The sequence below is a fragment of the Jhaorihella thermophila genome, assembly GCF_900108275.1.
In the GTDB taxonomy this organism is placed as follows: Bacteria; Pseudomonadota; Alphaproteobacteria; order Rhodobacterales; family Rhodobacteraceae; genus Jhaorihella; species Jhaorihella thermophila.
In genome coordinates this window covers 576,157-599,267 of the sequence record NZ_FNVD01000001.1, presented here as the reverse complement: position 1 = coordinate 599,267, position 23,111 = coordinate 576,157, and the positions used below count along the sequence as shown (strand labels likewise).

At 66.2% G+C, this 23,111-nt stretch carries 27 protein-coding genes; 18 read left to right on the top strand and 9 right to left on the bottom strand.

Going from position 1 to position 23,111, the window contains the following annotated elements; translation table 11 throughout:
- Positions 1-93 precede the first annotated feature (93 nt).
- A complete protein-coding gene (locus C4S70_RS02870; protein ID WP_104006558.1) occupies positions 94-2,604 on the top strand; it encodes a heavy metal translocating P-type ATPase in 2,511 nt (836 codons plus the stop codon).
- A 10-nt stretch (positions 2,605-2,614) separates the two neighbouring features.
- A complete protein-coding gene (gene cueR, locus C4S70_RS02865; protein ID WP_104006557.1) occupies positions 2,615-3,019 on the top strand; it encodes a Cu(I)-responsive transcriptional regulator in 405 nt (134 codons plus the stop codon).
- Positions 3,020-3,142: 123 nt separating this feature from the next.
- Here the strand turns inward: cueR and C4S70_RS02860 are convergent, their stop codons facing one another.
- On the bottom strand, positions 3,143-4,087 hold the full coding sequence (locus tag C4S70_RS02860; RefSeq protein WP_104006556.1) for a Gfo/Idh/MocA family oxidoreductase: 945 nt from the start codon (positions 4,085-4,087) through the stop codon (positions 3,143-3,145).
- Positions 4,088-4,315: 228 nt separating this feature from the next.
- Between C4S70_RS02860 and C4S70_RS02855 the strand changes: the two genes are divergently transcribed.
- Genes C4S70_RS02855 through C4S70_RS18780 form a run of 4 tightly spaced genes read left to right on the top strand, consistent with a single transcriptional unit; the run spans position 4,316 to position 6,410 of the window.
- A complete protein-coding gene (locus C4S70_RS02855) occupies positions 4,316-5,188 on the top strand; it encodes an amidohydrolase family protein (protein WP_104006687.1) in 873 nt (290 codons plus the stop codon).
- A 12-nt stretch (positions 5,189-5,200) separates the two neighbouring features.
- The gene (locus C4S70_RS02850) at positions 5,201-5,557 is read left to right on the top strand and encodes a protocatechuate 4,5-dioxygenase subunit alpha (protein ID WP_104006555.1); all 357 of its coding nucleotides are present in this window, start codon (positions 5,201-5,203) and stop codon (positions 5,555-5,557) included.
- Between the two features lie 3 nt (positions 5,558-5,560).
- The gene (locus tag C4S70_RS18785; RefSeq protein WP_200822709.1) at positions 5,561-5,983 is read left to right on the top strand and encodes a DODA-type extradiol aromatic ring-opening family dioxygenase; all 423 of its coding nucleotides are present in this window, start codon (positions 5,561-5,563) and stop codon (positions 5,981-5,983) included.
- The gene (locus tag C4S70_RS18780; protein ID WP_200822708.1) at positions 5,928-6,410 is read left to right on the top strand and encodes a DODA-type extradiol aromatic ring-opening family dioxygenase; all 483 of its coding nucleotides are present in this window, start codon (positions 5,928-5,930) and stop codon (positions 6,408-6,410) included. Before C4S70_RS18785 ends, C4S70_RS18780 begins: the two co-directional genes overlap by 56 nt.
- Before the next feature lie 33 nt (positions 6,411-6,443).
- Here the strand turns inward: C4S70_RS18780 and C4S70_RS02840 are convergent, their stop codons facing one another.
- The 3 genes from C4S70_RS02840 to C4S70_RS02830 form a co-directional block, all read right to left on the bottom strand.
- Positions 6,444-7,130: a DUF502 domain-containing protein gene (locus tag C4S70_RS02840; protein WP_104006554.1), complete on the bottom strand. Its 687-nt coding sequence runs from the start codon at positions 7,128-7,130 to the stop codon at positions 6,444-6,446.
- Positions 7,131-7,208: 78 nt separating this feature from the next.
- Positions 7,209-8,123 carry a pseudouridine-5'-phosphate glycosidase gene (locus C4S70_RS02835; RefSeq protein ID WP_104006553.1) on the bottom strand — a complete coding sequence of 305 codons (915 nt, stop codon included), beginning with the start codon at positions 8,121-8,123 and terminating at the stop codon, positions 7,209-7,211.
- Positions 8,120-9,019 carry a PfkB family carbohydrate kinase gene (locus tag C4S70_RS02830; RefSeq protein WP_104006686.1) on the bottom strand — a complete coding sequence of 300 codons (900 nt, stop codon included), beginning with the start codon at positions 9,017-9,019 and terminating at the stop codon, positions 8,120-8,122. Before C4S70_RS02830 ends, C4S70_RS02835 begins: the two co-directional genes overlap by 4 nt.
- Positions 9,020-9,131: 112 nt before the next feature.
- Between C4S70_RS02830 and C4S70_RS02825 the strand changes: the two genes are divergently transcribed.
- Positions 9,132-9,686 (top strand): hypothetical protein, encoded by a 555-nt coding sequence (locus tag C4S70_RS02825; protein WP_146064168.1) that lies wholly within the window; start codon positions 9,132-9,134, stop codon positions 9,684-9,686.
- 143 nt (positions 9,687-9,829) lie between these two features.
- Here the strand turns inward: C4S70_RS02825 and C4S70_RS02820 are convergent, their stop codons facing one another.
- A complete protein-coding gene (locus C4S70_RS02820) occupies positions 9,830-10,438 on the bottom strand; it encodes a histidine phosphotransferase family protein (protein ID WP_104006551.1) in 609 nt (202 codons plus the stop codon).
- An 89-nt stretch (positions 10,439-10,527) separates the two neighbouring features.
- Here C4S70_RS02820 and C4S70_RS02815 point away from each other — a divergent pair, with 89 nt between their 5' ends.
- The 5 genes from C4S70_RS02815 (at position 10,528) to tsf (ending at position 14,313) form a co-directional block, all read left to right on the top strand.
- On the top strand, positions 10,528-10,683 hold the full coding sequence (locus tag C4S70_RS02815) for a DUF3553 domain-containing protein (protein WP_380218901.1): 156 nt from the start codon (positions 10,528-10,530) through the stop codon (positions 10,681-10,683).
- 101 nt (positions 10,684-10,784) lie between these two features.
- Positions 10,785-11,549 carry a GNAT family N-acetyltransferase gene (locus C4S70_RS02810; protein WP_104006550.1) on the top strand — a complete coding sequence of 255 codons (765 nt, stop codon included), beginning with the start codon at positions 10,785-10,787 and terminating at the stop codon, positions 11,547-11,549.
- On the top strand, positions 11,546-12,391 hold the full coding sequence (locus C4S70_RS02805) for a lysophospholipid acyltransferase family protein (RefSeq protein ID WP_104006549.1): 846 nt from the start codon (positions 11,546-11,548) through the stop codon (positions 12,389-12,391). The genes C4S70_RS02810 and C4S70_RS02805 overlap by 4 nt, the downstream gene beginning before the upstream one ends.
- 175 nt (positions 12,392-12,566) lie before the next feature.
- Entirely contained in the window at positions 12,567-13,358 is a 792-nt protein-coding gene (gene rpsB / locus C4S70_RS02800) for a 30S ribosomal protein S2 (protein ID WP_104006684.1), read from the top strand.
- A gap of 79 nt (positions 13,359-13,437) precedes the next feature.
- Positions 13,438-14,313: a translation elongation factor Ts gene (gene tsf, locus C4S70_RS02795; RefSeq protein ID WP_104006548.1), complete on the top strand. Its 876-nt coding sequence runs from the start codon at positions 13,438-13,440 to the stop codon at positions 14,311-14,313.
- Between the two features lie 366 nt (positions 14,314-14,679).
- Here tsf and C4S70_RS02790 read toward each other — a convergent pair whose 3' ends face one another.
- The 4 genes from C4S70_RS02790 to C4S70_RS02775 all read right to left on the bottom strand — a co-directional run bounded on the left by C4S70_RS02790 (position 14,680) and on the right by C4S70_RS02775 (position 17,273).
- Positions 14,680-15,426: a helix-turn-helix transcriptional regulator gene (locus tag C4S70_RS02790; RefSeq protein ID WP_104006547.1), complete on the bottom strand. Its 747-nt coding sequence runs from the start codon at positions 15,424-15,426 to the stop codon at positions 14,680-14,682.
- Positions 15,423-15,872, bottom strand: a complete 450-nt coding sequence (gene aroQ / locus C4S70_RS02785; protein WP_104006546.1) for a type II 3-dehydroquinate dehydratase — start codon at positions 15,870-15,872, stop codon at positions 15,423-15,425. The genes C4S70_RS02790 and aroQ overlap by 4 nt, the downstream gene beginning before the upstream one ends.
- 132 nt (positions 15,873-16,004) lie before the next feature.
- Complete coding sequence (locus C4S70_RS02780) at positions 16,005-16,475, bottom strand: MaoC family dehydratase (RefSeq protein ID WP_104006683.1); 471 nt, start codon at positions 16,473-16,475, stop codon at positions 16,005-16,007.
- A 111-nt stretch (positions 16,476-16,586) separates the two neighbouring features.
- Positions 16,587-17,273, bottom strand: coding sequence for a PAS domain-containing protein (locus C4S70_RS02775; protein ID WP_104006682.1), 687 nt, complete (start codon positions 17,271-17,273; stop codon positions 16,587-16,589).
- Positions 17,274-17,565: 292 nt separating this feature from the next.
- Here C4S70_RS02775 and C4S70_RS02770 point away from each other — a divergent pair, with 292 nt between their 5' ends.
- The 6 genes from C4S70_RS02770 to C4S70_RS02745 all read left to right on the top strand — a co-directional run bounded on the left by C4S70_RS02770 (position 17,566) and on the right by C4S70_RS02745 (position 23,021).
- Positions 17,566-18,444, top strand: coding sequence for a YicC/YloC family endoribonuclease (locus tag C4S70_RS02770; RefSeq protein ID WP_235003658.1), 879 nt, complete (start codon positions 17,566-17,568; stop codon positions 18,442-18,444).
- Positions 18,445-18,459: 15 nt separating this feature from the next.
- Positions 18,460-19,101 (top strand): guanylate kinase, encoded by a 642-nt coding sequence (gene gmk / locus C4S70_RS02765; RefSeq protein ID WP_104006545.1) that lies wholly within the window; start codon positions 18,460-18,462, stop codon positions 19,099-19,101.
- Positions 19,098-19,622: a gamma carbonic anhydrase family protein gene (locus C4S70_RS02760; protein WP_104006544.1), complete on the top strand. Its 525-nt coding sequence runs from the start codon at positions 19,098-19,100 to the stop codon at positions 19,620-19,622. Before gmk ends, C4S70_RS02760 begins: the two co-directional genes overlap by 4 nt.
- Positions 19,622-20,806 (top strand): trans-sulfuration enzyme family protein, encoded by a 1,185-nt coding sequence (locus C4S70_RS02755; protein ID WP_104006543.1) that lies wholly within the window; start codon positions 19,622-19,624, stop codon positions 20,804-20,806. The genes C4S70_RS02760 and C4S70_RS02755 overlap by 1 nt, the downstream gene beginning before the upstream one ends.
- A 3-nt stretch (positions 20,807-20,809) precedes the next feature.
- Positions 20,810-21,844, top strand: a complete 1,035-nt coding sequence (locus C4S70_RS02750) for an ATP-binding protein (RefSeq protein WP_104006542.1) — start codon at positions 20,810-20,812, stop codon at positions 21,842-21,844.
- Between the two features lie 178 nt (positions 21,845-22,022).
- Positions 22,023-23,021, top strand: a complete 999-nt coding sequence (locus C4S70_RS02745; protein ID WP_104006680.1) for a substrate-binding domain-containing protein — start codon at positions 22,023-22,025, stop codon at positions 23,019-23,021.
- Positions 23,022-23,111: the final 90 nt, after the last annotated feature.

Here is a 23,111-nt window from a genome sequence, read left to right as displayed (position 1 = left end):
GCGATATTTCCGGGCAAGAGCCGAACGTTCCCTTGACCTTCCAGTTGCGGGAACCCTTATCCAGAGAGCAGGATCGGAAAAGGGCCGAGTCGGATGTCGGGTCAACATGAGTTGAAACTGTCGGTCGAAGGCATGTCCTGCGCCTCCTGCGTGGGGCGGGTGGAACGGGCGCTGAAGGCCGTGCCGGGCGTCGAAGAGGCACGCGTGAACCTCGCCTCTGAAAGCGCGCAGGTGGTCTATCACGACCCCGCGACCCCGCAGGCGCTGACCGAGGCGCTGGAGCAGGCCGGCTACCCCGCGCGGCGGCGCACGGTGACGCTGGAGGTCGAGTCGATGTCCTGTGCCTCCTGCGTGGGCCGGGTGGACCGGGCGCTGGCGGCGGTGCCGGGCGTGCTGGACGTGAACGTGAACCTTGCCGCGGAAACCGCGACGGTGACCTATCTCGAAGGCCAGGTGCAACCGGCCGACCTGATCCGCGCGGCCGGAGAGATCGGCTATCCCGCCAAGGTCCGGCAGGCCGAGGCGGCTGAGGACATGGGCGCGCGCAAGGAGGCCGAGGCGCAGGCGCTGAAGCGGCGTCTGATCGTGGCGGCGGTGCTGTCGCTGCCGGTGTTTCTGGTCGAGATGGGCAGCCATCTGATCCCCGGTCTGCACCACTGGATCGATGGCACGATCGGCCGGCAGACCAGCTGGTATCTGCAGTTTCTGCTGACCACGGCGGTGCTGGCCGGGCCGGGGCGGCAATTTTATCTCAAGGGCTGGCCGGCCCTGCTGCGCGGGGCGCCGGACATGAACAGCCTCGTCGCGGTGGGCACCACGGCAGCCTATCTTTATTCGGTCGTGGCGACCTTCTGGCCTGAGCTTTTGCCGGAACAGTCCCGCGCGGTTTATTACGAGGCCGCGGCGGTGATCGTGGTGCTGATCCTGCTGGGCCGGTTCCTGGAGGCCCGCGCCAAGGGCCGCACGGGCGAGGCGATCCGCAAGCTGCTGAGCCTTCAGGCCCCCACGGCGCGGGTGCTGCGCGGGGACGACTTCGTGGAGGTGGCGGCAGAGGAGATCGTGCCCGGTGACATCATCCTCGTGAGGCCCGGCGACCGGATCGCGGTGGACGGCGAGGTGATAGAGGGCCGCAGCCATGTGGACGAAAGCATGATCACCGGCGAGCCGATCCCGGTGGAGAAGGCACCGGGCGACGCGGTCACCGGCGGCACGGTGAACGGGGCGGGGGGCTTTCGCTTCCGCGCCACGCGGGTGGGCGCCGACACAACGCTGGCGCAAATTGTGAAGATGGTCGAAGAGGCGCAGGGCGCCAAGCTGCCGATCCAGGGGCTTGTGGACCGGATCACGCTGTGGTTCGTGCCGGCGGTGATGGGGGTGGCGGCGCTGACCGTGCTGGTCTGGCTGGTGTTCGGGCCGGAGCCCGCGTTGACCCATGCGCTGGTGGCCGGGGTGGCGGTGCTGATCATCGCCTGCCCCTGCGCGATGGGGCTGGCCACGCCCACCTCGATCATGGTGGGCACGGGGCGCGCGGCCGAACTGGGTGTGCTGTTCCGCAAGGGCGATGCGCTGCAGGCGTTGCAGGGCGTTCAGGTCGTGGCGCTGGACAAGACCGGAACGCTGACCCAGGGGCGGCCGGAACTGACCGATCTGCGCCTGGCGGACGGGTTCGAGCGGGCGCAGGTTCTGGCGCTGGTGGCGGCGGTCGAGCGGGGATCGGAGCATCCGATCGCCGAGGCCATCGTGCGGGCCGCGAAGGCCGAGGGGCTGGATCTGCCGCGGGCCGAAGGGTTCGCCTCCTTGACCGGGCATGGCGTGCAGGCTGAGGTCGAGGGGCGCCGCGTGCTGGTCGGGGCCGATCGGCTGATGGCGCGTGAAGGCATCGACCTGGGCGATCTGGCGCAGGTGGGCGAGGAACTGGCGGGCGAGGGGCGCACGCCGCTCTATGCCGCGATCGACGGGCGGGCGGCGGCGGTGATCGCGGTGGCCGATCCGCTCAAGCCCACCAGCAGGGACGCCATCGCGGCGCTGCATCGGTTGGGGCTGGAGGTGGCGATGATCACCGGCGATAACCGCGCCACGGCGCAGGCGATCGCGCGGCAGGTGGGGATCGACCATGTCGAGGCCGAGGTGCTGCCCGAGGGCAAGGTTGCGGCTCTGGAAGCGCTGCGTGCGGGCGGTCAAAAACTGGCCTTTGTCGGCGACGGCATCAACGATGCGCCGGCGCTGGCGCATGCGGATGTGGGCATTGCCATCGGCACCGGCACGGATGTGGCGATCGAGGCGGCGGACGTGGTTCTGATGTCGGGCGATCTGCGGGGCGTGGTCAACGCGTTCGAGATTTCGGCGGCGACCATGCGCAATATCCGGCAGAACCTGTTCTGGGCCTTTGCCTACAACACCGCGCTGATCCCGGTGGCGGCGGGCGTTCTCTATCCGGCCTTCGGGTTGTTGCTGTCGCCGGTTCTGGCGGCAGGGGCGATGGCGATGTCGAGCGTGTTCGTGGTGAGCAACGCGTTGCGGCTGCGCCGGTTCCGTCCGTCTCTGGCGGCGGTCGAAGATACCGGTCGGGGCGGGCTGCCGGCGCGGCCGGCGCCGGCGGAATAGGAGGGATGCGATGAATATCGGGGATGTTGCGCGGCGGTCGGGTCTGCCCGCCAAGACGATCCGCTATTACGAAGAAATCGGGCTGGTCGAACCTTTGCGCGGCCCGAACGGCTATCGCCGGTTCCGCGAAAGCGACCTGCACAAGCTGGCCTTTCTGGGCCGCGCGCGGTCGCTGGGGTTTTCGCTGGAGGATTGCCGGTCGCTTCTGGCGCTTTACGAGGACCGGACCCGCGCCAGCGCGGATGTCAAGAAGATCGCGCAGGACCATATCGCGCGGATCGAGCGCAAGATGGACGAACTGCGCCAGATGCACGAGACGCTGTCGCATCTGGTGGAGAAATGCGCAGGCGATCATCGGCCCGACTGCCCGATCCTGGCCGATCTGGCGGCCGAAGCCGATTGCTGCGCGAAGTAGGCGGCCGCGCCTGCGGCGCGAAGGCGATTTGTGGCGCGGCTGGCGCCGCGCGGCCTCCGGCGGGGGTATTTCGGACCAGAAAGAAGCTGCAGGGCGAAGCGAGAAACGCCCTGCATGATCCTGTCACAGAAGCGATTTTTCGATCCGGTCGAGGGTTTCCATCGCGGACAGGCCTTGCGCGACCGAGCTGTTGGGTTCGCGACCTTCCCGGATCGCGGCGATGAATTCGCGGTCGGCCAGCTCGATTCCATTGGTCGAGACGGCGACGCCCGAGAGGTCGACCCGGTTGTCGTGGCCGTCGAACAGGTCGTCATAGCGCGCGACATAGGTGCCGTTGTCGCAGATATAGCGGAACCAGGTACCGAAGGGGCCGTCATTGTTGAAGGACAGCGACAGGGTGCAGACCGCGCCCGAGGCGGCTTTCATGAGGATTCCCATGTCCATGGCGATGCCAAGCTCGGGGTGCGGCGGGCCCTGGACCCCGGCGACATGTTCGGCGATCTCGCCGGTCTGATACTGGAACAGGTCCACCGTGTGACAGGCATGGTGCCAGAGCAGGTGGTCGGTCCAGCTGCGCGGCTCTCCCTTGGCGTTGGTGTTGGTGCGGCGGAAGAAGTAGGTCTGGATGTCCATCTGCTGGATCTTCAGCTCTCCGGCCCGGATCCGGTCGTGGATCCATTGGTGCGAGGGGTTGAAGCGGCGCACGTGATCCACCATGGCCACGAGTCCGGTTTCCCTTTGCGCCTGCACCACGGCCTGCGCATCGGCCAGGGAATCGGCCATCGGGATTTCGCAGAGGACGTGCTTGCCCGCGCGCAGGCAGGCGATGGTCTGTTCGGCATGCAGCGGGGTCGGCGTGGCCAGGATCACGGCGTCCACGTCGTCGCGGGCAATCGCCTCGTTGAGGTTCCGGGTAGCATGGGGGATACTGCGCGCGGCGGCAAAGGCGTCGATGTCGTCAGCGTCACCGCCGACGACCGACGTGACTTCGACCCCTTCGATATTTGCCAGCGCTTCCAGATGTTTGGTTCCAAAAGCGCCTGCGGCGCCGGCGACGCAAATCCGCATCGGTTCTCTCCTTTTTCGTTTGCGGCAAGTGCTAACATTCACGCGGGGCCGGGGACAATTCATTGCCAAGAGGCGGGTATTGGACTTTGCTATAGATCGGCGCTGGTAGGGCGCGAGCAGGTCACCGGAATAACAAAATCCAATGGCGGATGCCGGCAATCTTACTGGCCGGCGCGGGCTATGAGGCCTAGCGTGCAGGAAGAGCGAAAAGAGGCGCAAGGCAAGTGCATGGATCCCGATTGGCTGTGTTTCGATCCCGACCCGAAGAAGCCCGATTTTCGTCTGCCGGCCGGCGCGGTGGATGCGCATTGTCATGTGTTCGGGCCGGCAGCGCAGCTTTCGTTCGCGCCCGAGCGCAAGTATACGCCTTGCGATGCGGGAAAGGACAAGCTGTTCGAATTGCGGGATTTCCTGGGGTTCGAACGCAACGTGATCGTGCAGGCCACCTGTCACGGCAAGGACAATCGCGCGTTGCTGGATGCGCTGGATGCCGCCGGCGGGCGAGCGCGGGGGGTCGCCAGCGTGGGGCCGGAGATTGCCGAGCAAGACCTGTGCGAAATGGATGCGCGCGGTGCGCGCGGTGTGCGGTTCAACTTTGTCAGACGGCTGGTCGATGCCACGCCGAAGGATGCGTTCCTGACCATTGCCGAAAAGATCGCCCCGCTGGGCTGGCATGTCGTCGTTTATTTCGAGGCCGCCGATCTGCCGGAACTCGTGCCTTTTTTGAATGGTCTGCCGACCCCGGTGGTGGTCGATCACATGGGCCGGCCGGATGTGACAAAGGGTGTGGATCACCCCGATTTCGGCCGTTTCATCCGGCTGATGGAGGACAACCCGGCGATCTGGTGCAAGGTCACCTGTCCCGAACGGCTGACCCGGCAGGGCCCGCCCTATGACGACGTGGTGCCCTTTGCCGCCGAGATCGTCCGGCGGTTTCCCGACCGGGTGCTGTGGGGCACCGACTGGCCGCACCCCAACATGAAATCGCACATGCCCGACGATGGCGAGCTGGTGGATCTCATTCCCCGCATCGCTCCCGACCCGGACCGGCAGATCAGGCTGCTGGTGGACAATCCGGTGCGCCTGTACTGGGCGCGCTGACAGGAGGAGCGGATGGAAGAAGGTTTTCACCACCATATCGACATTCCCGGCACCACCATCTTCGACGGCGAGATGGCAATGAAGGGCCATGCCCTGAACAAGATGTGCTATTCCTTCAACTCCGCGTCGGCGAGAGATGAATTTCTTGCAGATCCCGAAGCTTACATGGGAAAATTCAAGCTGAACGAGGAACAGAGGCAGGCCGTGCGCGGGCGCGACGTGCTGAAGATGATCGAAGCGGGCGGCAACATCTACTACCTGGCCAAGCTGGCCGGGATCTACCGGCTCGACATGCAGGATATCGGCGCTCAGCAGACCGGCATGACCAAGGAGGAATTCAAGGAAAAACTGCGCAGGGCGGGGGATTGAGAGATGGCACGGATCATCGGTGGGCTGACGACAAGCCACATCCCCGCGGTGGGCAACGCGATCCACAAGGGGCTGTTCGACGACCCCTACTGGAAGCCCTTCTTCGACGCCTATCCGCCGATCCGCGAATGGCTGGACGAACACAAGCCCGCGGTGGCGATCAACATCTACAACGACCACGGGTTGGGGTTCTTTCTGGACAAGATGCCTACCTTTGCCATCGGCGCGGCGCATGAATATGTCAACGAGGACAAAGGCTGGTGCATCCCGAAACTGGACCCCTTTCCCGGCCACCCGCGGCTGAGCTGGCACATTATCGAAAGCATGGTGGCCGACGAATTTCGACATCACCTCGTGCCAGGAGCTGGCGGTGGATCACGGCTTTACCGTGCCGATGCAGCTGTTCTGGCCGGGCGCGCCCAATAATCCCGACATGCCGCGCGTGATCCCGATCAGCGCCAATACGGTGCAACACCCGATCCCGACGCTGCGGCGGGCGCTGAATTTCGGCCGTGCCCTGGGCCGCGCGATCCGCAGCTGGCCCGAGGATATCAACGTCGTCGTGCTGGGCACCGGCGGACTGTCGCACCAGCTGGACGGGGAACGCGCGGGCTTCATCAACAAGGAGTTCGATCTCTACTGCATGGAAAAGATCGTCACCGACCCGGACGAACTGACGAAGATCAGCCGCATGGAGCTGGTCGAAAAGGCCGGCAGCCAGGGCACCGAATTCCTGATGTGGATGATGATGCGCGGGGCGCTCGGCGACAAGGTGGTGCGGCGCGAAAGCAACTATCACGTCCCGATCTCGAACACCGGGGCGGGGACGATGCTGCTGGAATGCATGGACTGAGCGTCGGCGCGGTTTCCGGTTTGGCGCGGGCGGTCAGTTCTTGTCGGCCTTGGGCAGGTCGTCGGGATAGACCAGCCCGGCCGAGATCACCAGCTTGGCCGCGTCCTCGATCGACATGTCGAGAACGATCACGTCCTCTTCGGGCACGAAGAGCAGAAAGCCCGACGTCGGGTTGGGTGTCGTGGGAAGGAAAACGCTCATCAGCCGCCCGCCGGTTTCCGCCTTTTGCACGATCTCGCCCTTGGCGTGGGTCGAGATGAAGGCGATCGCCCAGATCCCCTTGCGCGGGTATTGCACGAGGCAGGCCTTTTCGAAATTCCGTTCCGTCTGGGCAAAGACGGTTTCCGAGATCTGCTTGATCCCGGAATAGATCGTGCGCACCACCGGCATCCGGTTGACCAGGTTTTCGGCAAAGCGAATCAGGGACCGGCCGATGATCCCCTTGGCGATCCAGCCGATGAAGACGGCAAAGATCACGAAGATGACGACGCCGACGCCGCGCAAGTTCACGCCGATATAGGTTTCGGGCTGGAGCCGTTCGGGCACGAAGGGCAATACGAAACTGTCGATCCAGCCGATCACCGTCCAGATCAGCCAGATGGTCAGCCCCACCGGAGCAATCACGACGATTCCGGTCAGGAACGACGACCGGATCCGCGCCCAGACTCCGGGGCGGTGGATCGGTTCCTCGAACGGGTCGTGCTCCGGTTGGCTGTTCATGCGGCTCGTTCCGTTGTGCGCGCTGCAGACCAGGCGCTGACACTTGCCGCTACTACAAGGCGGGGCAGGTTGTCGAGGTCAGAAATCCTGTTTCGCCAGGGCGCGCGCGATCCGTGCCGCGAGGCGGGCGTTGTTGCGCACCAGCGCGATGTTGGTTTCAAGCGACCGGCCGCCGGTTTCCTCGAAGATCCTTTGCAGCAGGAAGGGAGTGACCGCCTTGCCGGTAATGCCGCGCCGGTCGGCCTCGGCCTGGGCGGCCTCGATCACCGGGGCCAGTGCCTCGGCGGGGATCTCGTCGGCCTCGGGCACCGGATTGGCGACCAGTTGCCCGCCGGGCAGACCCAGGTCTCGGCGCAGCAGATGGGCACGGGCGATGGTGTCGGGGTCGTCCATGCGCAGCGGCGCCTTCAGCGATGATTTTGCCGACCAGAAGGCGGGAAATTCGTCCTGCCCGTATGCGATCACCGGCACGCCCAGAGTTTCCAGCACTTCCAGCGTCTTGGGCAGATCAAGGATTGCCTTGGCCCCGGCGGCGACGACCGTGACGGGGGTCTGGGCCAGTTCCTGAAGGTCGGCGGAGATGTCGAAGCTGGACTCCGCCCCCTTGTGCACCCCGCCGATCCCGCCGGTGGCAAAGACCGCGATGCCGGCGGCGCGGGCGGCGATCATGGTGGCGGCGACGGTGGTTGCCCCGGTGCCGCCCGTGGCCATGCAGGCGGCCAGGTCCGCGCGCGACAGTTTTGCCACATCGCGGGCCTGCGCCAGCGTGGTGATCTGTTCCGGCTCCAGCCCCACATGCAGCCGCCCGTCCAGAACGGCAATGGTCGCCGGGGTGGCGCCGGCGTCGCGGATGTCCTGTTCGACCGTGCGGGCCACATCGGCATTTCGCGGCCAGGGCATGCCGTGGGTGATGATGGTGCTTTCCAGCGCCACCAGCGGGCGGCCTTCGGTCAGGGCGGCGCGGGTTTCCGCGGAAAAGGTCAGCTCGATCACAGCGGCGTGTCTCCAGAGACATAAGTGGCGGCGGCATGCAGGGCGCGCGCCAGCGCGGTTTCGGCATCCGCCCCCTGCGCTTCGGCGGCAATATGGGCGGCCATGAAGGTATCGCCCGCCCCCGTGACACGGGTCACGAGCACCTCGGGCGGGGTGCGCGTGATGACATGATTGGCGTCGGCGACCGTTGCCGAACGCCCGCCATCGGTCACCAGAACCCGGTGCGCGCCCCGGTCCAGCAGCGCCCGCGCCGCTGATTCGGAATCGCCGAACTCGTCCTGAGCGAGGATCCCGGCCTCTTCGAGATTGACGTAAAGCGTCGCCCGCCAGCCGCCCAGAAACGGCAGCAGCCGCTCGGCCTTGCCCGGCGAGGCCGGCGCCACGCGCAGATCGGCCGCGGCAAAGGCGGGGTGGGCGGCGATCTCTTCCAGAAGCGCCAGCGTCAGGTTGCCGTCCAGCGCCACGAGCCCCGGCCAGGGCGCCTCCGCGCGGCCCAGCGGCCCGTCGATCAGCGGGCGCAGGATCTTGGCACCCGCGGCCTCGAGCGAATGGGCATCGGCGATGGCGGCGATCAGCCCGTTTGCCCCCTCGACCGCCATGTAACGGTCGGTGGGAAGATCGTCCGAGCGATAGATGTGATCGGTCACCATGCCCAGACGGGCGCAGGCGGCGACCAGCTCGTCGCCTTCCGGATCGCGGCCGATCGCGGTCAGCAGGATCGGCGCCATGCCGAACCGCACCAGCGTCGTGGCGATGTTCATGGCGACGCCGCCGGGCAGGCGGGTGATCCGCCCCGGCACGTCCGAGCCCTGCCGCATGTGGCTGGCCGACCGTCCGATCACGTCCCATAGGACCGAGCCGATGCAAAGGATGGATGGGGTTTCCGGTTTCGTCATGGCCGCCTTGTGCGCGAAAACGGCGGCGCGGGGCAAGGGCAAAGGGAGCCGGCCGTTTACAACCTGTCCCGTCCTGTTACCCTGCGCCTGTATTCATTTCGAGGAGTTGACCGTGAAATTCATTCTCGCCGCCGCCGGACTGGGCGTGCTGCTGACCCTTGCGGCCTGCTCTGAACGGGGCGTGACCAACGCGCAGATGAGTGAAACCGTCACCGCCGCCGGCACGATTCGCGAGATCGACCGCGAAAACCGCCGTTTCGTGGTGCGGACCGACGGGGCGGTGCTGACCCTGCGCGCCACCGACACGCTGCGCAATTTCGACCAACTCGAAGTCGGCGATCGCATCCGCGTCAACTATACCGAGGCGATCGCGGTGGACATGGCGCTGCCCGGCGAAGACGGCACCGACAGCGCACAAGTTCTGGCCGCGGCCCCGGAAGGGGCCAAGCCCGGCGCGGCGGGGGCCGAAATTACCACCACCGTGGTGGAGTTCCTCGGCTATGATCCGGTCGATCACTTCGCCACGATCCGCAATGCCGAGGGCGAGGTCGTGACGGTGAAGGTTCCGAAGGAACTGCGCGCCTTCGCCAAATCCCGCGCACCGGGCGACAGGATCCTCGTCGCCTATGGCAGCGCGATCGCGGTCGGAATCGAGCCGTCGGAATGACACGCCGTTGACATGGCTCCACAGGGGGCGGCTTCGCCTTCTGCTTCTTTCTGGTCCCAAATACCCCCGCCGGAGGCGCCCGCACTCTCGGCGCGCGCGCCGGCATGGGGTCGGCGCCCGGCCGCCACACAGGGCCGGCACGGTCAGAAAGCGATCGTCACGCCGTCCGCACGTCCGGAAACCTCAACCGAGCGCCCGGCCTCCGCCGCTGCGATGGGCAACAGCAGAAACTGGACGCGGGCCGGCGTGATCTCGTCGGCCACGCCGCCGTCCAGCGCGGCCCAAAGCCGTTCGTCGAGGCTCAACCGTTCGCTCTGCGCCGTGACCGTCCAGCGGCCACCGGTCTCGGCAATCCGAACCTCGCCGCCCATCGGCATTGCCGTCTCGCAGCATTGCAGCGCCAGGAGCGCCAGCCGCACCATCGTTCGCGGCTGGTCGCCCGTCACCGCCCAGTCCACCCGCAACCGCCCGCCGGCATGGACCGCGTCCAGAACCGAGATCACCTCGTCTCGTCCGACGCGCTGGTCTCCGGCGGCGCCATAGGCAAGCCGAAAGAACCGGATCCGCGCCCCGGCATGGGCCACGCTGTCGGCGATCAGCCCCATCTCGGGCCCCTGCGCCGCGCCGGCCAGTTCCAACAGCTCCAGCCCGTTCGAGATCGCGCCGATCGGGCTGATCAGGTCATGGCAGATGCGCGACCCGATCAGCGCGGCCAGGTCCGCCTCGCGTTGCTTGACTGTGGTTTCGCCCATGGGCTACCTCCCGTTGACGGCCCGTTCCGGGGCCGGTGGCTATGGAGCGGGCCCGCGTGACAGACCACAACTCCTTTCTCACACCCGGCATGTTCGTGCGCCACCCCGATCAACCGGACTGGGGCACGGGTCAGGTGCAATCCAATATCGGCGGCAAGATCACCGTCAACTTTCCCGACCACGGCAAGGTGGTCTTTGACGGCAACCGCATCGAACTGATCCCGGTCCTTGATCCCGAAAACTGATTGACGAATGGTTAACGCCGCAGGCCTTCCGGCGGATGTTGCCTTTGCGGGCCGTGCCGGGGTAACAGCGGCCCCGACTGCAACCGCCATGACGGGGTGACATGCCCGAGCCCGGCACATCCTTCACCGTCAAGATCGCCGAGAGCGAGGCCGAACTGCGCGCGGCGCAGGCGCTGCGTTACGAGGTGTTCGTGCGCGAACTGGGGGCGGGCGGGGCGATGGTGGACCACGACGCGGGGCTGGAACGCGACCGGTTTGATCCCTTCTTCGACCACATGATCGCCATCGACGACGCCACCGGCCGGGTGGTGGGCGTCTATCGGCTGCTGCGCGACGACATGGCCGAGCGCGCCGGACAGTTCTATTCCGAGGACGAATACGACCTGACGCCCCTGCGGCAGGGCGGCCGGCGGCTGCTGGAGTTGGGCAGGTCCTGCCTGCATCGCGACTATCGCGGCGGCACGGCCATGTTCCACCTGTGGCAGGGGCTGGCTGGCTATGTCGCGCGGCACGGGATCGAAGTGCTGTTCGGCGTGGCCAGCTTTCACGGCACCGACCCGGCCCGGCTGGCCCAGCCGCTGTCGATGTTGCACCACGGCCACCTTGCGCCGCCCGACCTGCGCGTGCGCGCCCGTCCACCCCACGGTCAGCGCATGGACCTGCTGCCGAAGGACGGGATCGAGCGCCGCCGGGCGATGGTCGAGACGCCCGCGCTCATCAAGGCCTATCTGCGCCTGGGCGGTTTCGTGGGCGAGGGCGCCTTCATCGACCATGCCTTCAACACGGTGGACGTGTGTCTGGTGCTTGACACGGCCCGGATGAACGACCGCCAGCGCCGGATCTATGCCGCGGGGCAGGGGGCATGAGCGCGACCTGGGATCCTTCCATTGCGCCCGAACCGGTGCGCGTCGGCCCGCTGGGCTGGCTGCTGGCGCTGACGCGCGGGCTGGCGCTGGCGATTCTGGTCTTTGGCAATCTTGGGATCCTGCTGGCGGTGCGGCTGGTGGAACGGCCGCTCTTCGGCATCCACCGCCCCTGGACGCCCTGGATCACGCAATTCGTCTGCCGCAACGCCTTTCGCATCATGGGGATGGGGTTCCGCACCACCGGAGAGCTGATGCGCGGCCGCGGCGCGGTGGTGGCGAACCATTCGTCCTGGCTCGACATCTTCGCGCTGAACGCCCGCAAGCGGATCTATTTCGTCTCCAAGGCAGAGGTGGCGCGCTGGCCCGGCATCGGCTGGCTGGCCCGGGCCACCGGCACCGTCTTCATCGAACGCAACCCCAAATTCGCCCGCGCCCAGACGCTGATGATGGAACAACGCCTGCGCGCCGGCCACAAGCTGCTGTTCTTTCCCGAGGGCACCTCGACCGACGGGCTGCGGGTGCTGCGGTTCAAGACCACGCTGTTTCAGGCGTTTTTCGCCGAAGGAATCCGCGACTTCATGCATGTCCAGCCGGTCACGGTGATCTACCACGCGCCACCGGGGCGCGCCGCGAGCTTCTATGGCTGGTGGGGCGACATGGAGTTCGGCCCGCATCTGCTGCGGGTGCTGGCGCAGCCCCGGCAGGGGGCGGTCGAGCTGGTCTATCACCCGCCCGTCAAGGTGGCGGATTTTCCCGGCCGCAAGGCGCTGGCGGCGCATTGCGAAGACACCATCCGGCAAGAGCACGCCCGGCGGCTGGGACGCCCGCCGCGGGTCGGCTAGGGGGTTGCGCCCCGCCGCGCGGTGCCGTATACGCGCGCCATTCAAACCCGCTGGCGGGGTTTGGGCCCGTTCGGGGGAGACATCCCTGACGGACCGCCGGTTGGCAAAGGGCGACCCTTTCGCGGTGCCCGGCGCTGAACCCCCGCCGAGGCATGAAACCGGAAAGGAAACTGACATGGCTCTTCCCGAGTTCACCATGCGTCAGCTGCTGGAAGCTGGCGTGCACTTCGGTCACCAGACGCAGCGCTGGAACCCGCGCATGGCCCCCTACATCTATGGCCAGCGCAACGGCATCCACATCATCGACCTGACCCAGACCGTGCCGATGCTGGACCAGGCGCTGCAGGTGATCCGCGACACCGTCGCCAAGGGCGGCCGCGTGCTGTTCGTCGGCACCAAGCGCCAGGCGCAGCAGCCGATCGCCGAAGCCGCCGAAAAGTCGGCGCAATACTACATGAACCACCGCTGGCTGGGCGGCACGCTGACTAACTGGCAGACCGTTTCGCAGTCGATCAAGCGCCTGAACGAGATCGACGAGGCGCTGGCCAGCGGCGCCGAGGGCCTGACCAAGAAGGAACGGCTGAACCTCGAACGGCAGCAGGAAAAACTGACGGCCTCTCTGGGCGGTATCCGCGAGATGGGCGGCATTCCCGATCTGCTGTTCGTCATCGACGTCAAGAAAGAGGCCCTGGCCGTGGCCGAGGCCAACAAGCTGGGCATCCCGGTCGTGGCCGTGGTCGACACCAACTGCTCGCCCGACGGCATCGACTATGTGATCCCCGGCAACGACGACGCCGCGCGCGCCATCGCGCTTTACTGCGACCTGGCGGCCCGCGCCGCGCTGGACGGCATGTCGGCGCAGCTGGGCGCCGCCGGTGTTGACCTGGGCGCGCTGGAAGAGGCCCCCGCCGAAGAGGCCCTGGCCGAAGGCGAAGCCGCCGAAGCCGAGGCGCAGGCCGAAGGCTGATCCGCCGCCACGGAATCGAAACGCGGGGCGCGGGCCCGATTCCGCCCCCGGACCCAAACCCATTCGAGGAGCCAAGAACATGGCAGTCACTGCAGCAATGGTGAAGGAACTGCGCGAAAAGACCGGCGCAGGCATGATGGACGCGAAAAAGGCGCTGACCGAAACCGGCGGCGACATGGAGGCCGCCGTTGACTGGCTGCGCACCAAGGGCCTGGCCACCGCGGCCAAGAAATCGGGCCGCACGGCGGCCGAGGGGCTCGTCGCCGTGGTCGTCGATGGCGGCAAGGGCGTGGCCGTGGAGGTGAACGCCGAAACCGATTTCGTCGGCAAGAACGCCGAGTTCCAGGAAATGGTCGCCGGCATCGCCAAGGCCGCGCTGGACGTCGATGACGTCGAGGCGCTGAAGGCCGCACCGCTGGACGGCAAGACCGTGGCCGAAGTCATCACCGACAAGATCGCCAAGATCGGCGAGAACATGACCCTGCGCCGCATGGCCAGGATCGAGGGCGAAAAGGTCGTGGCTTACGTCCACAACGCCGTCGTTCCCGGCATGGGCAAGATCGGCGTTCTGGTCGCCATGAAGGGCGGCGACGAGGCCTTCGGCAAGCAGGTCGCGATGCATGTCGCCGCCGCCAACCCCGCCGCGCTGAGCGAAGAGGATCTGGACCCGGCCGTGGTCGAAAAGGAAAAGCAGGTCCAGATGGACATCGCCCGCGAAAGCGGCAAGCCCGAAGCCGTGATCGAAAAGATGATCACCGGCCGGATGAAGAAGTTCATGGCCGAGGTGACGCTACTCAACCAGCAATTCGTGGTGAACCCGGACCTGACCGTGGGCGCCGCCGCCAAGGAAGCCGGCGCCGAGATCACCGGCTTCATCCGCTTCGAGGTCGGCGAAGGCATCGAGAAGAAGCAGGAAGACTTCGCCGCCGAGGTGGCCAAGGCAGCCCAGGGCTGAGCCGGGCAGGATCCGACAACCTAAGGGAACGCCGCGCATCGCGCGGCGTTTTCGTTTTTCGGACTCCTCACATCGGCCGCAAAAAAGGGGCCGCGCCACGCGCGGCCCCTGTAGTTCTGAAGGCCCCTTCAATGGGGATGGATGGAGCCGTTCAAAGTCACCGGCACGGAAGCGGAGGAATACACCCCCATGCCGGTCAGGGCAGAGAGCTTCGAAATCACGAAGGTCATGCCCCAGAGTTCCAAGGCCCAAGGCCACCACTCACGGAACATGCAGATATTGCGCAGGTTTGCCCCAAATGAAAAGTAGTGGATTCCTTACCCTGCGGAAATATTCGCGATGGTTGTGAAGTGACGTCGAATCGCGTCAGCCGTCGATCACATACATCTGGTTGTAGAACGCGGCCTTGAGCACGGCCTGCGTCGTCGATTCGACCGCCAGAACGTCGCGGGCCAGGCGTAGATGCTTTTCCACCGTCGCCGGCTTCAGCCCCATCACCGTGGCGATGTCCTGCACCGTCAGCCCGTCCCCGGCCCATTCCAGCGCCTGACGCTGCCGCTGGGTAAGCGCGCGTTTCGGCGGCTGGTAGGGCAGGCTGAGGATCTTCAGATGCGCCACGTTGTTCATCAGCAGGATATCCGCCCCGTGCTCGTCCCAGATCGCGTCCACCTCCTCCTGGCTCAATCCGCGCCGGGCACAGAGCGACATGGCCCCTTTTCTGCGGGACGAGGGGGATGGAAAGCTGATGGTATAGCCGGCCACCACGCCCATTTTCCGGTTGAATTCCAGAACCTTGCGCTGCTCTTTCGTGATCTCGCCGCAGGTGTTCAACCGCCAGCTGGCCGCCCCCGTGTTTTCCAGCGCCCATTTCGTCATCGGGGCGAGGTGGTACAGCCCCTTGTGCAGGAACCCCTCGAGATATTCCTTGCTGTGGTTCGACAGGATCACGAAGTCATCGGGATCCCCCAGCGAAGAGCCGCTGCGAAAAACCGTGTTGCCATAGATCAGCCGGTCAAAACCGTAGTCGGCCATTCGCGCAACGTGTTCAGGCCAGAGCTCCTCCAGACTGCCCGCAGTGGTCAGGAAATGCAGGTAGTCCTTCAGCGCCTTCATTGGCTGGCGTCCCGTTGCAAATGCGCCTTGAGCGCATCCAGCGCGAGCAGATAGCCCTGCGCACCAAAGCCGCAGATCTGCCCCAGCGCGACCGGTGCAATATACGAACGGTGCCGGAAGCTTTCGCGGGCGTGGATATTGGACAGGTGCACCTCGACCACCGGCAGTTCGACCGAGGCGATCGCGTCCATCAGGGCAATGGACGTGTGCGTATAGGCGCCGGCATTCAGAACGATGCCGGCGTGAACGCCCTTGGCCGCATGGATCGCGTCGATCAGCGCGCCTTCGTGGTTGGTTTGCGCGCAATCCACCGCCAGACCGAGCCGTTCCCCATGCGCGCGGCAGGCATCCTCGATCATCGCCAGCGTCGTGGACCCGTAAACCTCGGGCTGGCGCGTGCCTAGAAGGTTCAGGTTGGGCCCGTTCAGCACCAGAATGGAAATCATGACTCTCACATCCCCAATTTTGGGAGAGTATTATTCCCAACCGGTTGACGCTGTCCAGAGTCAGAGGAGCAGCGGCCCGTGGGGGCAAGCGTTTCGACTGGCTCTGTGGAGTTTGGGGCACAGGCCGGGTGTTCAGTCCTCGAACACCATGATGCCCAGCCAGTCGGCGACCAGCGCGGGGGCTTCTTCGCCGTCGATCTCGACTGTCAGCACGGTTTCGCGCAACAGTTGCGTGTCCGACCTCTTCTGCACAGCCTTCAGGGTGAAATGGCCCCGCACCCGCGACCCGGCCCGGACCGGCGTAATGAAGCGCAGGCGATTGAAGCCGTAATTGATGCCCATGACCTGCCCCGGCAGAGGCCCGAAACAGTCATAGGCAAAGCGGCTGGCCAGCGAGAGGGTGAGAAATCCGTGCGCGATGGTCCCGCCAAAGGGGCTTTCGGCGGCGGCGCGTTCGGGATCGACATGGATCCACTGATCGTCATGGGTGATCTCGGCAAAGGCGTCGATCATGTCCTGATCCACGGTGATCCAGTTGGAAATGCCGACTTCCTGACCGATCAGGGCGGTCTGTGCCTTCAGTGCCTCGTCGATGGCGCTCACGATGTTTTCCTCCCATTGGCGGGCATGGCCGCGCGGTTGCAATTGGGCAGGAGTGTTCCGCTCTGGGCAAGGGGTTTCAAGCGCGCCGTTGCGTCCGCGGCGCGGGGAGGGCTACTTCACCACTTTTAACCAGGGGGGGCGGCCGGTGAGCGGGCGCTGGGATTCGGCCAGTCCCGGCCCGGCGTGGCCCGGGCTTTCGAGGCTGCGATCGGGACTGCCGGGACGGCCAGGCGGGGCAGAGGGCACCGAACCGGCAAGCGGCGCGGTCAAGCCGGGACGACCAGTCGCGGTGACCGGCACGGGGCGCAGTTTCTGCCCGGTCAGGTCCAGCCGCAGCGGCACGCGGCCGCTGGCATTGCCGGCGATCAGGACGCCCAGCGCGCGGTTCACGGCGCCATCGTCGCTGGTCAGCGGCAGAAGGATCGCGCGCGCCTCCGCCCCCGCCGCGCCCCGGCGGCGTTCTTCGGTCAGGGTCAGTTCCACGATCGCGGGCGTATCGAACAGCCGCTCGAGCAAGGCCGCGAGGCCAGGGCGCGAAGGCGCGGCAAAAAAGGCCGAAAACGGCATCCCGCGAACTTCCATCCCCGCCAGCGCGCACAGATGCTGCCCGGCCAGGCGGAACCGCGCCAGCCCCGGCGCGATGCGCTCCAGGATGAAGGTCTGGGGCAGAATGTTTTCCAGCGCCCTGGGGTCGATCTGCGTGCGGCGCGGTATGGTCCCATTTTCGCTCAGGGCGATCCAGTAAGCTTCGGCCTGGCGGATCGGCGACAGGCTCTGGCCGGAACGAAAACGGTCCATTTCGACAACCTTTCCCGCGTCTCTTTCTGCGCCATCGTCGGCGCTCTTGCCGTCGCGACCGCTGATGCCCGTCCCGCGTTTCCAGAACATGAGAGCGATCCCCCATTACCATCGTATTCGAAATCAGGATGCGCTCAGTTGAATCAATTTTGGAGAACTTTCTTAACCTTTGGTTAACATTTTGGGCGCCGGCGAGGCGGGCATGGGGGTTGCCCTGCGGCTGGCGATGGCATTAGGTGCGGCAGACTTTGGGACCGGCCGGAAAGGGATGCGTGCGGCGATGATAAGATCGATGACCGGATTTGCTTCGGCCAAGGGGGCAAATGGCCCTTGGAGCTGGGCGTGGGAGTTGCGCAGCGTCAACGGCAAGGGGCTGGACCTTCGGCTGCGGGTGCCCGACTGGCTGGAAGGACTCGAAGCCGCGTTGCGGGCGGAACTTGGCAAGGCATTGGCGCGGGGCAACGTGACGCTGACCCTGCGGGTATCGCGCGGCGAAGAGGCCGGCGCGCTGGTGCTGAACCGGTCGATGCTGGACACGGTTCTGGACGCGCTTGCCCGGACCGAGGCCGCGGCACTGGAACGCGGCGTGCAGCTTGCGCCATCGCGGGCCGCGGATCTGCTGGCGATCCGCGGTGTGCTGGAGCCGGGCGCGGGAGAGGAAGATGTCGAGGCTCTGACCGCGCAAATCCGGTCGGAGTTTCCCGGTCTCGTCGCCGCATTCGTAAAAATGCGCGAGCAGGAAGGCGCGGCGCTGGCCGCGATCCTGCGGGATCAGTTGCTGATTGTCGAGGCGCTGACCGATCAGGCCGCCGAACTGGCCGAATCCCGAAAGGAAGCGATGGCCGAAACACTGCGCGCCAATCTGTCCCGCGTTCTGGACAATGCCGAAGGCGCCGATCCCGACCGGGTGGCGCAGGAACTGGCGCTGATCGCGGTGAAATCCGACGTCACAGAGGAAATCGACCGCCTGCGCGCCCATGTCGAGGCCGCGCGGGGGCTCTTGAACAAGGGCGGGCCGGTCGGGCGCAAGCTGGATTTCCTGATGCAGGAATTCAACCGCGAGGCCAACACGCTGTGCTCCAAGTCGCAGAACAAGGAACTGACGGCGGTGGGGCTCGAGCTCAAGGCGGTGATCGACCAGATGCGCGAGCAGGTCCAGAACATCGAATGACGGGAGATGCGAAGAATGGCTGACCGGCGCGGTCTGTTGATCATCCTGTCCTCGCCCTCGGGCGCGGGCAAATCCACCTTGTCGCGGCGGCTGATGGCGTGGGATCCCTCCATCCGGTTTTCCGTCAGCGCCACGACCCGCCCGCCACGCCCTGGCGAGGTGGACGGCAAGGACTATCACTTCATGTCCGAGGACGCGTTCAAGAAGGCCGTGGCCGCGGGCGAGATGCTGGAACATGCTCATGTCTTCGGCAATTTCTACGGCTCGCCCAAGGGGCCGGTGCAGGCGGCGATCGACGCGGGCCAGGACGTGCTGTTCGACATCGACTGGCAGGGCGCGCAGCAGATCCGCAACTCGGCCCTGGGGATGCATACGTTGTCGATCTTCCTGCTGCCGCCCTCGATCCGCGAATTGCGCCGGCGGCTGGAAACTCGCGGGCAGGACAGCGAAGAGGTGATCGCGAAACGGATGCAGAAAAGCTGGGACGAGATCAGCCATTGGGACGGCTATGATTTCGTGCTGATCAACGACGATCTGGACCTGACCGAAAAACGGCTGATCACCATCGTCGAGGCCACCCGCCTGCGCCGCATTCAGCAGCCGCACCTGACCGAGCATGTGCGCCGCCTGCAACAGGAATTCGAGGAGATGACATGACCATATACGCATTGGGAGAGCATGAGCCGCAACTGCACGAGGACAGCTGGGTCGCCCCCGATGCCAATCTGATTGGCAAGGTGGTGCTGGAAAAGGGTGCGAGCGTCTGGTTCGGCACCACGATCCGCGCCGATCACGAGGAAATCCGCATCGGCGAGAACTCGAACGTGCAGGAAAACTGCGTCATGCATATCGACGCAGGCTTTCCCCTGACCATCGGCCGCAACTGCACCATCGGGCACAAGGTGATGCTGCATGGCTGCACCATCGGCGACAACACGCTGGTGGGCATGGGCGCGGTGATCCTGAACGGCGCGAAGATCGGCAGGAACTGCCTGATCGGGGCCGGGGCGCTGATTACCGAGAACAAGGAAATTCCCGACAACTCACTGGTCATGGGCGCGCCCGGCAAGGTCGTGCGAGAGGTAGACGAAAAGAACGCTCAGCGGATCACCTTCAGCGCGCTGCATTACGCCGAACATGCCCGCCTGTTCCGCGCGCAACTGCGAAAGATCGACTGATGCGCAATGACCGCGGTTCCTTGATGCGGCCCTTCCCGCTGCCGGAAAGCGCCTCGCGCCCCGTCGTGACGCCGCTCAGCCCGTCGGTGGTCTATGCCAGCGACACCCCCGATGCGCTGGATGCGCAATACGAGGGCCGGGTGCAGGGGTATACCTATGCCCGCGAAGGCCACCCCAATGCCGACGTGGTGGCGGCGCGGATCGACGCGATGGAGGGGGCGACGGGCGGAATCGTCACCGGCTCGGGCATGGCGGCGGTGACGGCGGTGCTGCTGGGGCTGCTGCGCTCTGGCGATCATGTGATCGGCGGCAACCAGCTTTATGGGCGCAGCCTGCGCCAGATGAAGGAGGATCTGCCGCGGCTGGGCATTGCCACCACGCTGGCGGATGCGGGGGACGTGGACGCGGTGCGCGCCGCGCTGCGCCCGGAAACCCGGCTGGTTCTGGTCGAGGTCGTGTCGAACCCCGCGCTGCGGGTGGCCGATATCGACGGACTGGCCGCGCTGTGTCGGAACGCGGGCGTCCTGCTGGCGGTGGACAACACCTTCACCACGCCGCGCGCCTTTCGGCCCTTCGACCACGGCGCCGACATCGTGATCCATTCGGTGACCAAGCTGCTGGCGGGCCATTCCGACGTGACCCTGGGCTATGCGGTCGCGCGAGATCCGGCGCTGAACGAGGCGATGCGGGTCTTTGCCGTGACCGCCGGGCTGACGCCCAGCCCGTTTGACTGCTGGCTTGCCGAACGAGGGATGCTGTCCTTTGACCTACGGTTCGACCGCGCCCAGGCCACGGCGGAGGCGCTGGCCGATCACCTGGCCGGGCTGCCCGGCGTGAAACGGGTGATCTATCCCACCCGGCCCGACCACCCCGACCACGCCCGCGCGGCGGCGCTTTTGCAGGGGCAGGGCTGCAACATGGTCAGTTTCGAACTCGACGGCGGGCGGGCGGCGGCCAACGCCTTTACCCGCGCCGCCGAAGAGCTGGCCTTTGCGCCCACGCTGGGCGACGTGGGCACGACGCTGTCGCACCCCGCCTCGTCCTCGCACCGGGCGCTGAGCGCGGAGGAACGCGCCGCGCTGGGGCTGGGCGAGGGGTTTTTCCGCGTCTCGGTTGGGCTTGAGGATCTGGAGGCACTGAGGGAAGTGTTCACCCGCGCCGTGGCCGAGGCGACGGGCGGCTGAGGCATGGACCGGCTGACCCGCGATATGATTCAGGCGATTCCGATGCCGGCGCTTCTGGTGGACCGGATGGAACGGATCGCCGCCTGCAACGATGCGGCACACGAGCTTCTGGGCGACCGGATCGAGGGACTGAATTTCGCGATGGTGCTGCGCCAGCCGCAGGTGATCGCGGCGATCGAGGCGGCGCTGTTTCAGGGCGAAGGCCGCACGGTGCGACACATTTCGGTCGAGGGCAGCAACGAAACCGCGCACGAGGTCACCTGCCGCCCCGTGCACGGGCCCGACGGCCGCATGGCGATGCTGGTGTTCCGCGATGTCAGCGATCTGGAGCAGGCCAGCGAGATGCGGCGGGATTTCGTGGCCAATGTCAGTCACGAACTGCGCACGCCGCTCACCGCGCTGATGGGGTTCATCGAGACGCTGCGCGGCCCGGCCCGCGACGATGCGGCCGCGCGCGAACGGTTCCTGGGCATCATGGAGGCCGAAGCCGCGCGAATGAACCGGCTGGTGACGGACCTGCTGTCGCTGAACCGGGTCGAAAGCGAAGAGCGCCTGCGCCCGTCGGACCCGGTGGATCTGGGCGCGGTCGCGGGCTCCACGCTCAAGTCGCTGGAGCCGCTGGCGCAGGATGCCGGGGTCGAACTGCGGCTTACCGCGCCGAAAGAGCCGGTCGTGGTGCCGGGCGATGCCGATCAGTTGCGGCAGGTTCTGACCAACCTGGTCGAGAACGCGATCAAGTATGGCGGCAGCGGCGGCGAGGTGACGGTCACGGTCGAGCCGTCCGACCGAGATCCCGCAGTGCGCGGCCCCGCGGCGCGCATCGAGGTCGCCGACAAGGGGCCCGGCATCGCGCCGCACCACCTGCCGCGCCTGACCGAACGGTTCTATCGCGCCGACAACCACCGGTCGCGCCAGCTGGGCGGAACCGGGCTGGGGCTGGCGATCGTCAAGCACATCGTGAACCGCCACCGCGGGCGGCTATTGGCCCGCAGCCGACCGGGCGAGGGCGCCGTCTTTACCGTGATTCTGCCGCGTTGACCGCGCGGTCGGCAATGCGCGCAGGTCATGGCGGCTTTTCGCTGGAAAGTCGGGCAAATCCGGCTCCTGTCATGAAACTGTTACATCGCTGTCACAAAAGCTTTGCCCGACGGCCTTAGTCCGGCACCCGAGATCATCATTGGGGTGATCAGACAACATGCACAAGATGGAGACAGGCATGTCCTTTCTGAAACTCGCCGTATCCACGCTGGCCGTCGCGGCCGTGTCCGCCACGGCGGCCGCCGCCCGCGACCAGATCCGAATTGTCGGCTCGTCCACGGTGTTCCCGTTCTCGACCGCGGTGGCCGAACAGTTCGGCCGCACCACGGATTTCAAGACGCCGGTGGTGGAATCGACCGGCTCGGGCGGCGGGATGAAGCTGTTCTGCGCGGGCGTCGGGCAGGAGCATCCCGACATCACCAATGCCTCGCGCCGGATGAAGGCCGGGGAATTCAAGATGTGCCAAGAAAACGGCGTGACCGAGATCACGGAGGCCAAGATCGGCTTTGACGGCATCGTGATCGCCAACGCGATGGACGCGCCCGAATTCGACATCACCCTGGGCCAGCTGTGGACGGCGCTGGCCGCCGATGGGCCCCGGCCGTCGAAGTGGAGCGAGATCGACCCCTCGCTGCCGGACATCAAGATCGAGGTGCTGGGACCGCCGCCGTCCTCGGGCACGCGCGATTCCTTCGAGGAACTGGCGATGTACAAGGGCTGCCGCGAGGCCGGCAAGGACAAGGCCTACTGCAAGAAGGAAGGCAGGCACGTCCGCGAAGACGGCGTCTTCGTCGAGGCCGGCGAAAACGACAACCTGATCGTGTCCAAGCTGGAAGCCAACCCCGATGCGCTCGGCGTGTTCGGCTTCTCCTTCCTCGACCAGAACTCGGACGCGCTGAAGGGCGCGAAGATCGACGGGGTGGAGCCGAATTTCGAAACCATTTCCGCCGGCGACTACCCGATTTCCCGCTCGATGTATTTCTACATCAAGAACGCGCATGTGGGCGTGGTGCCTGGCATTCAGGAATATGCCAACGAGTTCATGTCCGACGCGGCCTCGGGCGAAGAGGGCTATCTGGTGGACAAGGGGCTGATCCCGCTGCCGGCGGACGAACACGCCAAATGGCAGGAATCGGTGCGCAACCTGACCCCGATGACCGGAAACGAGTGGAACTGATCCGCCGATTGTGACAAAGGGGCGGCAGACGCCCCGACGGGGACGGCCGGTCCGAGGATCGGCCGTCCCGATTGTCCGGGGCTGACCCAA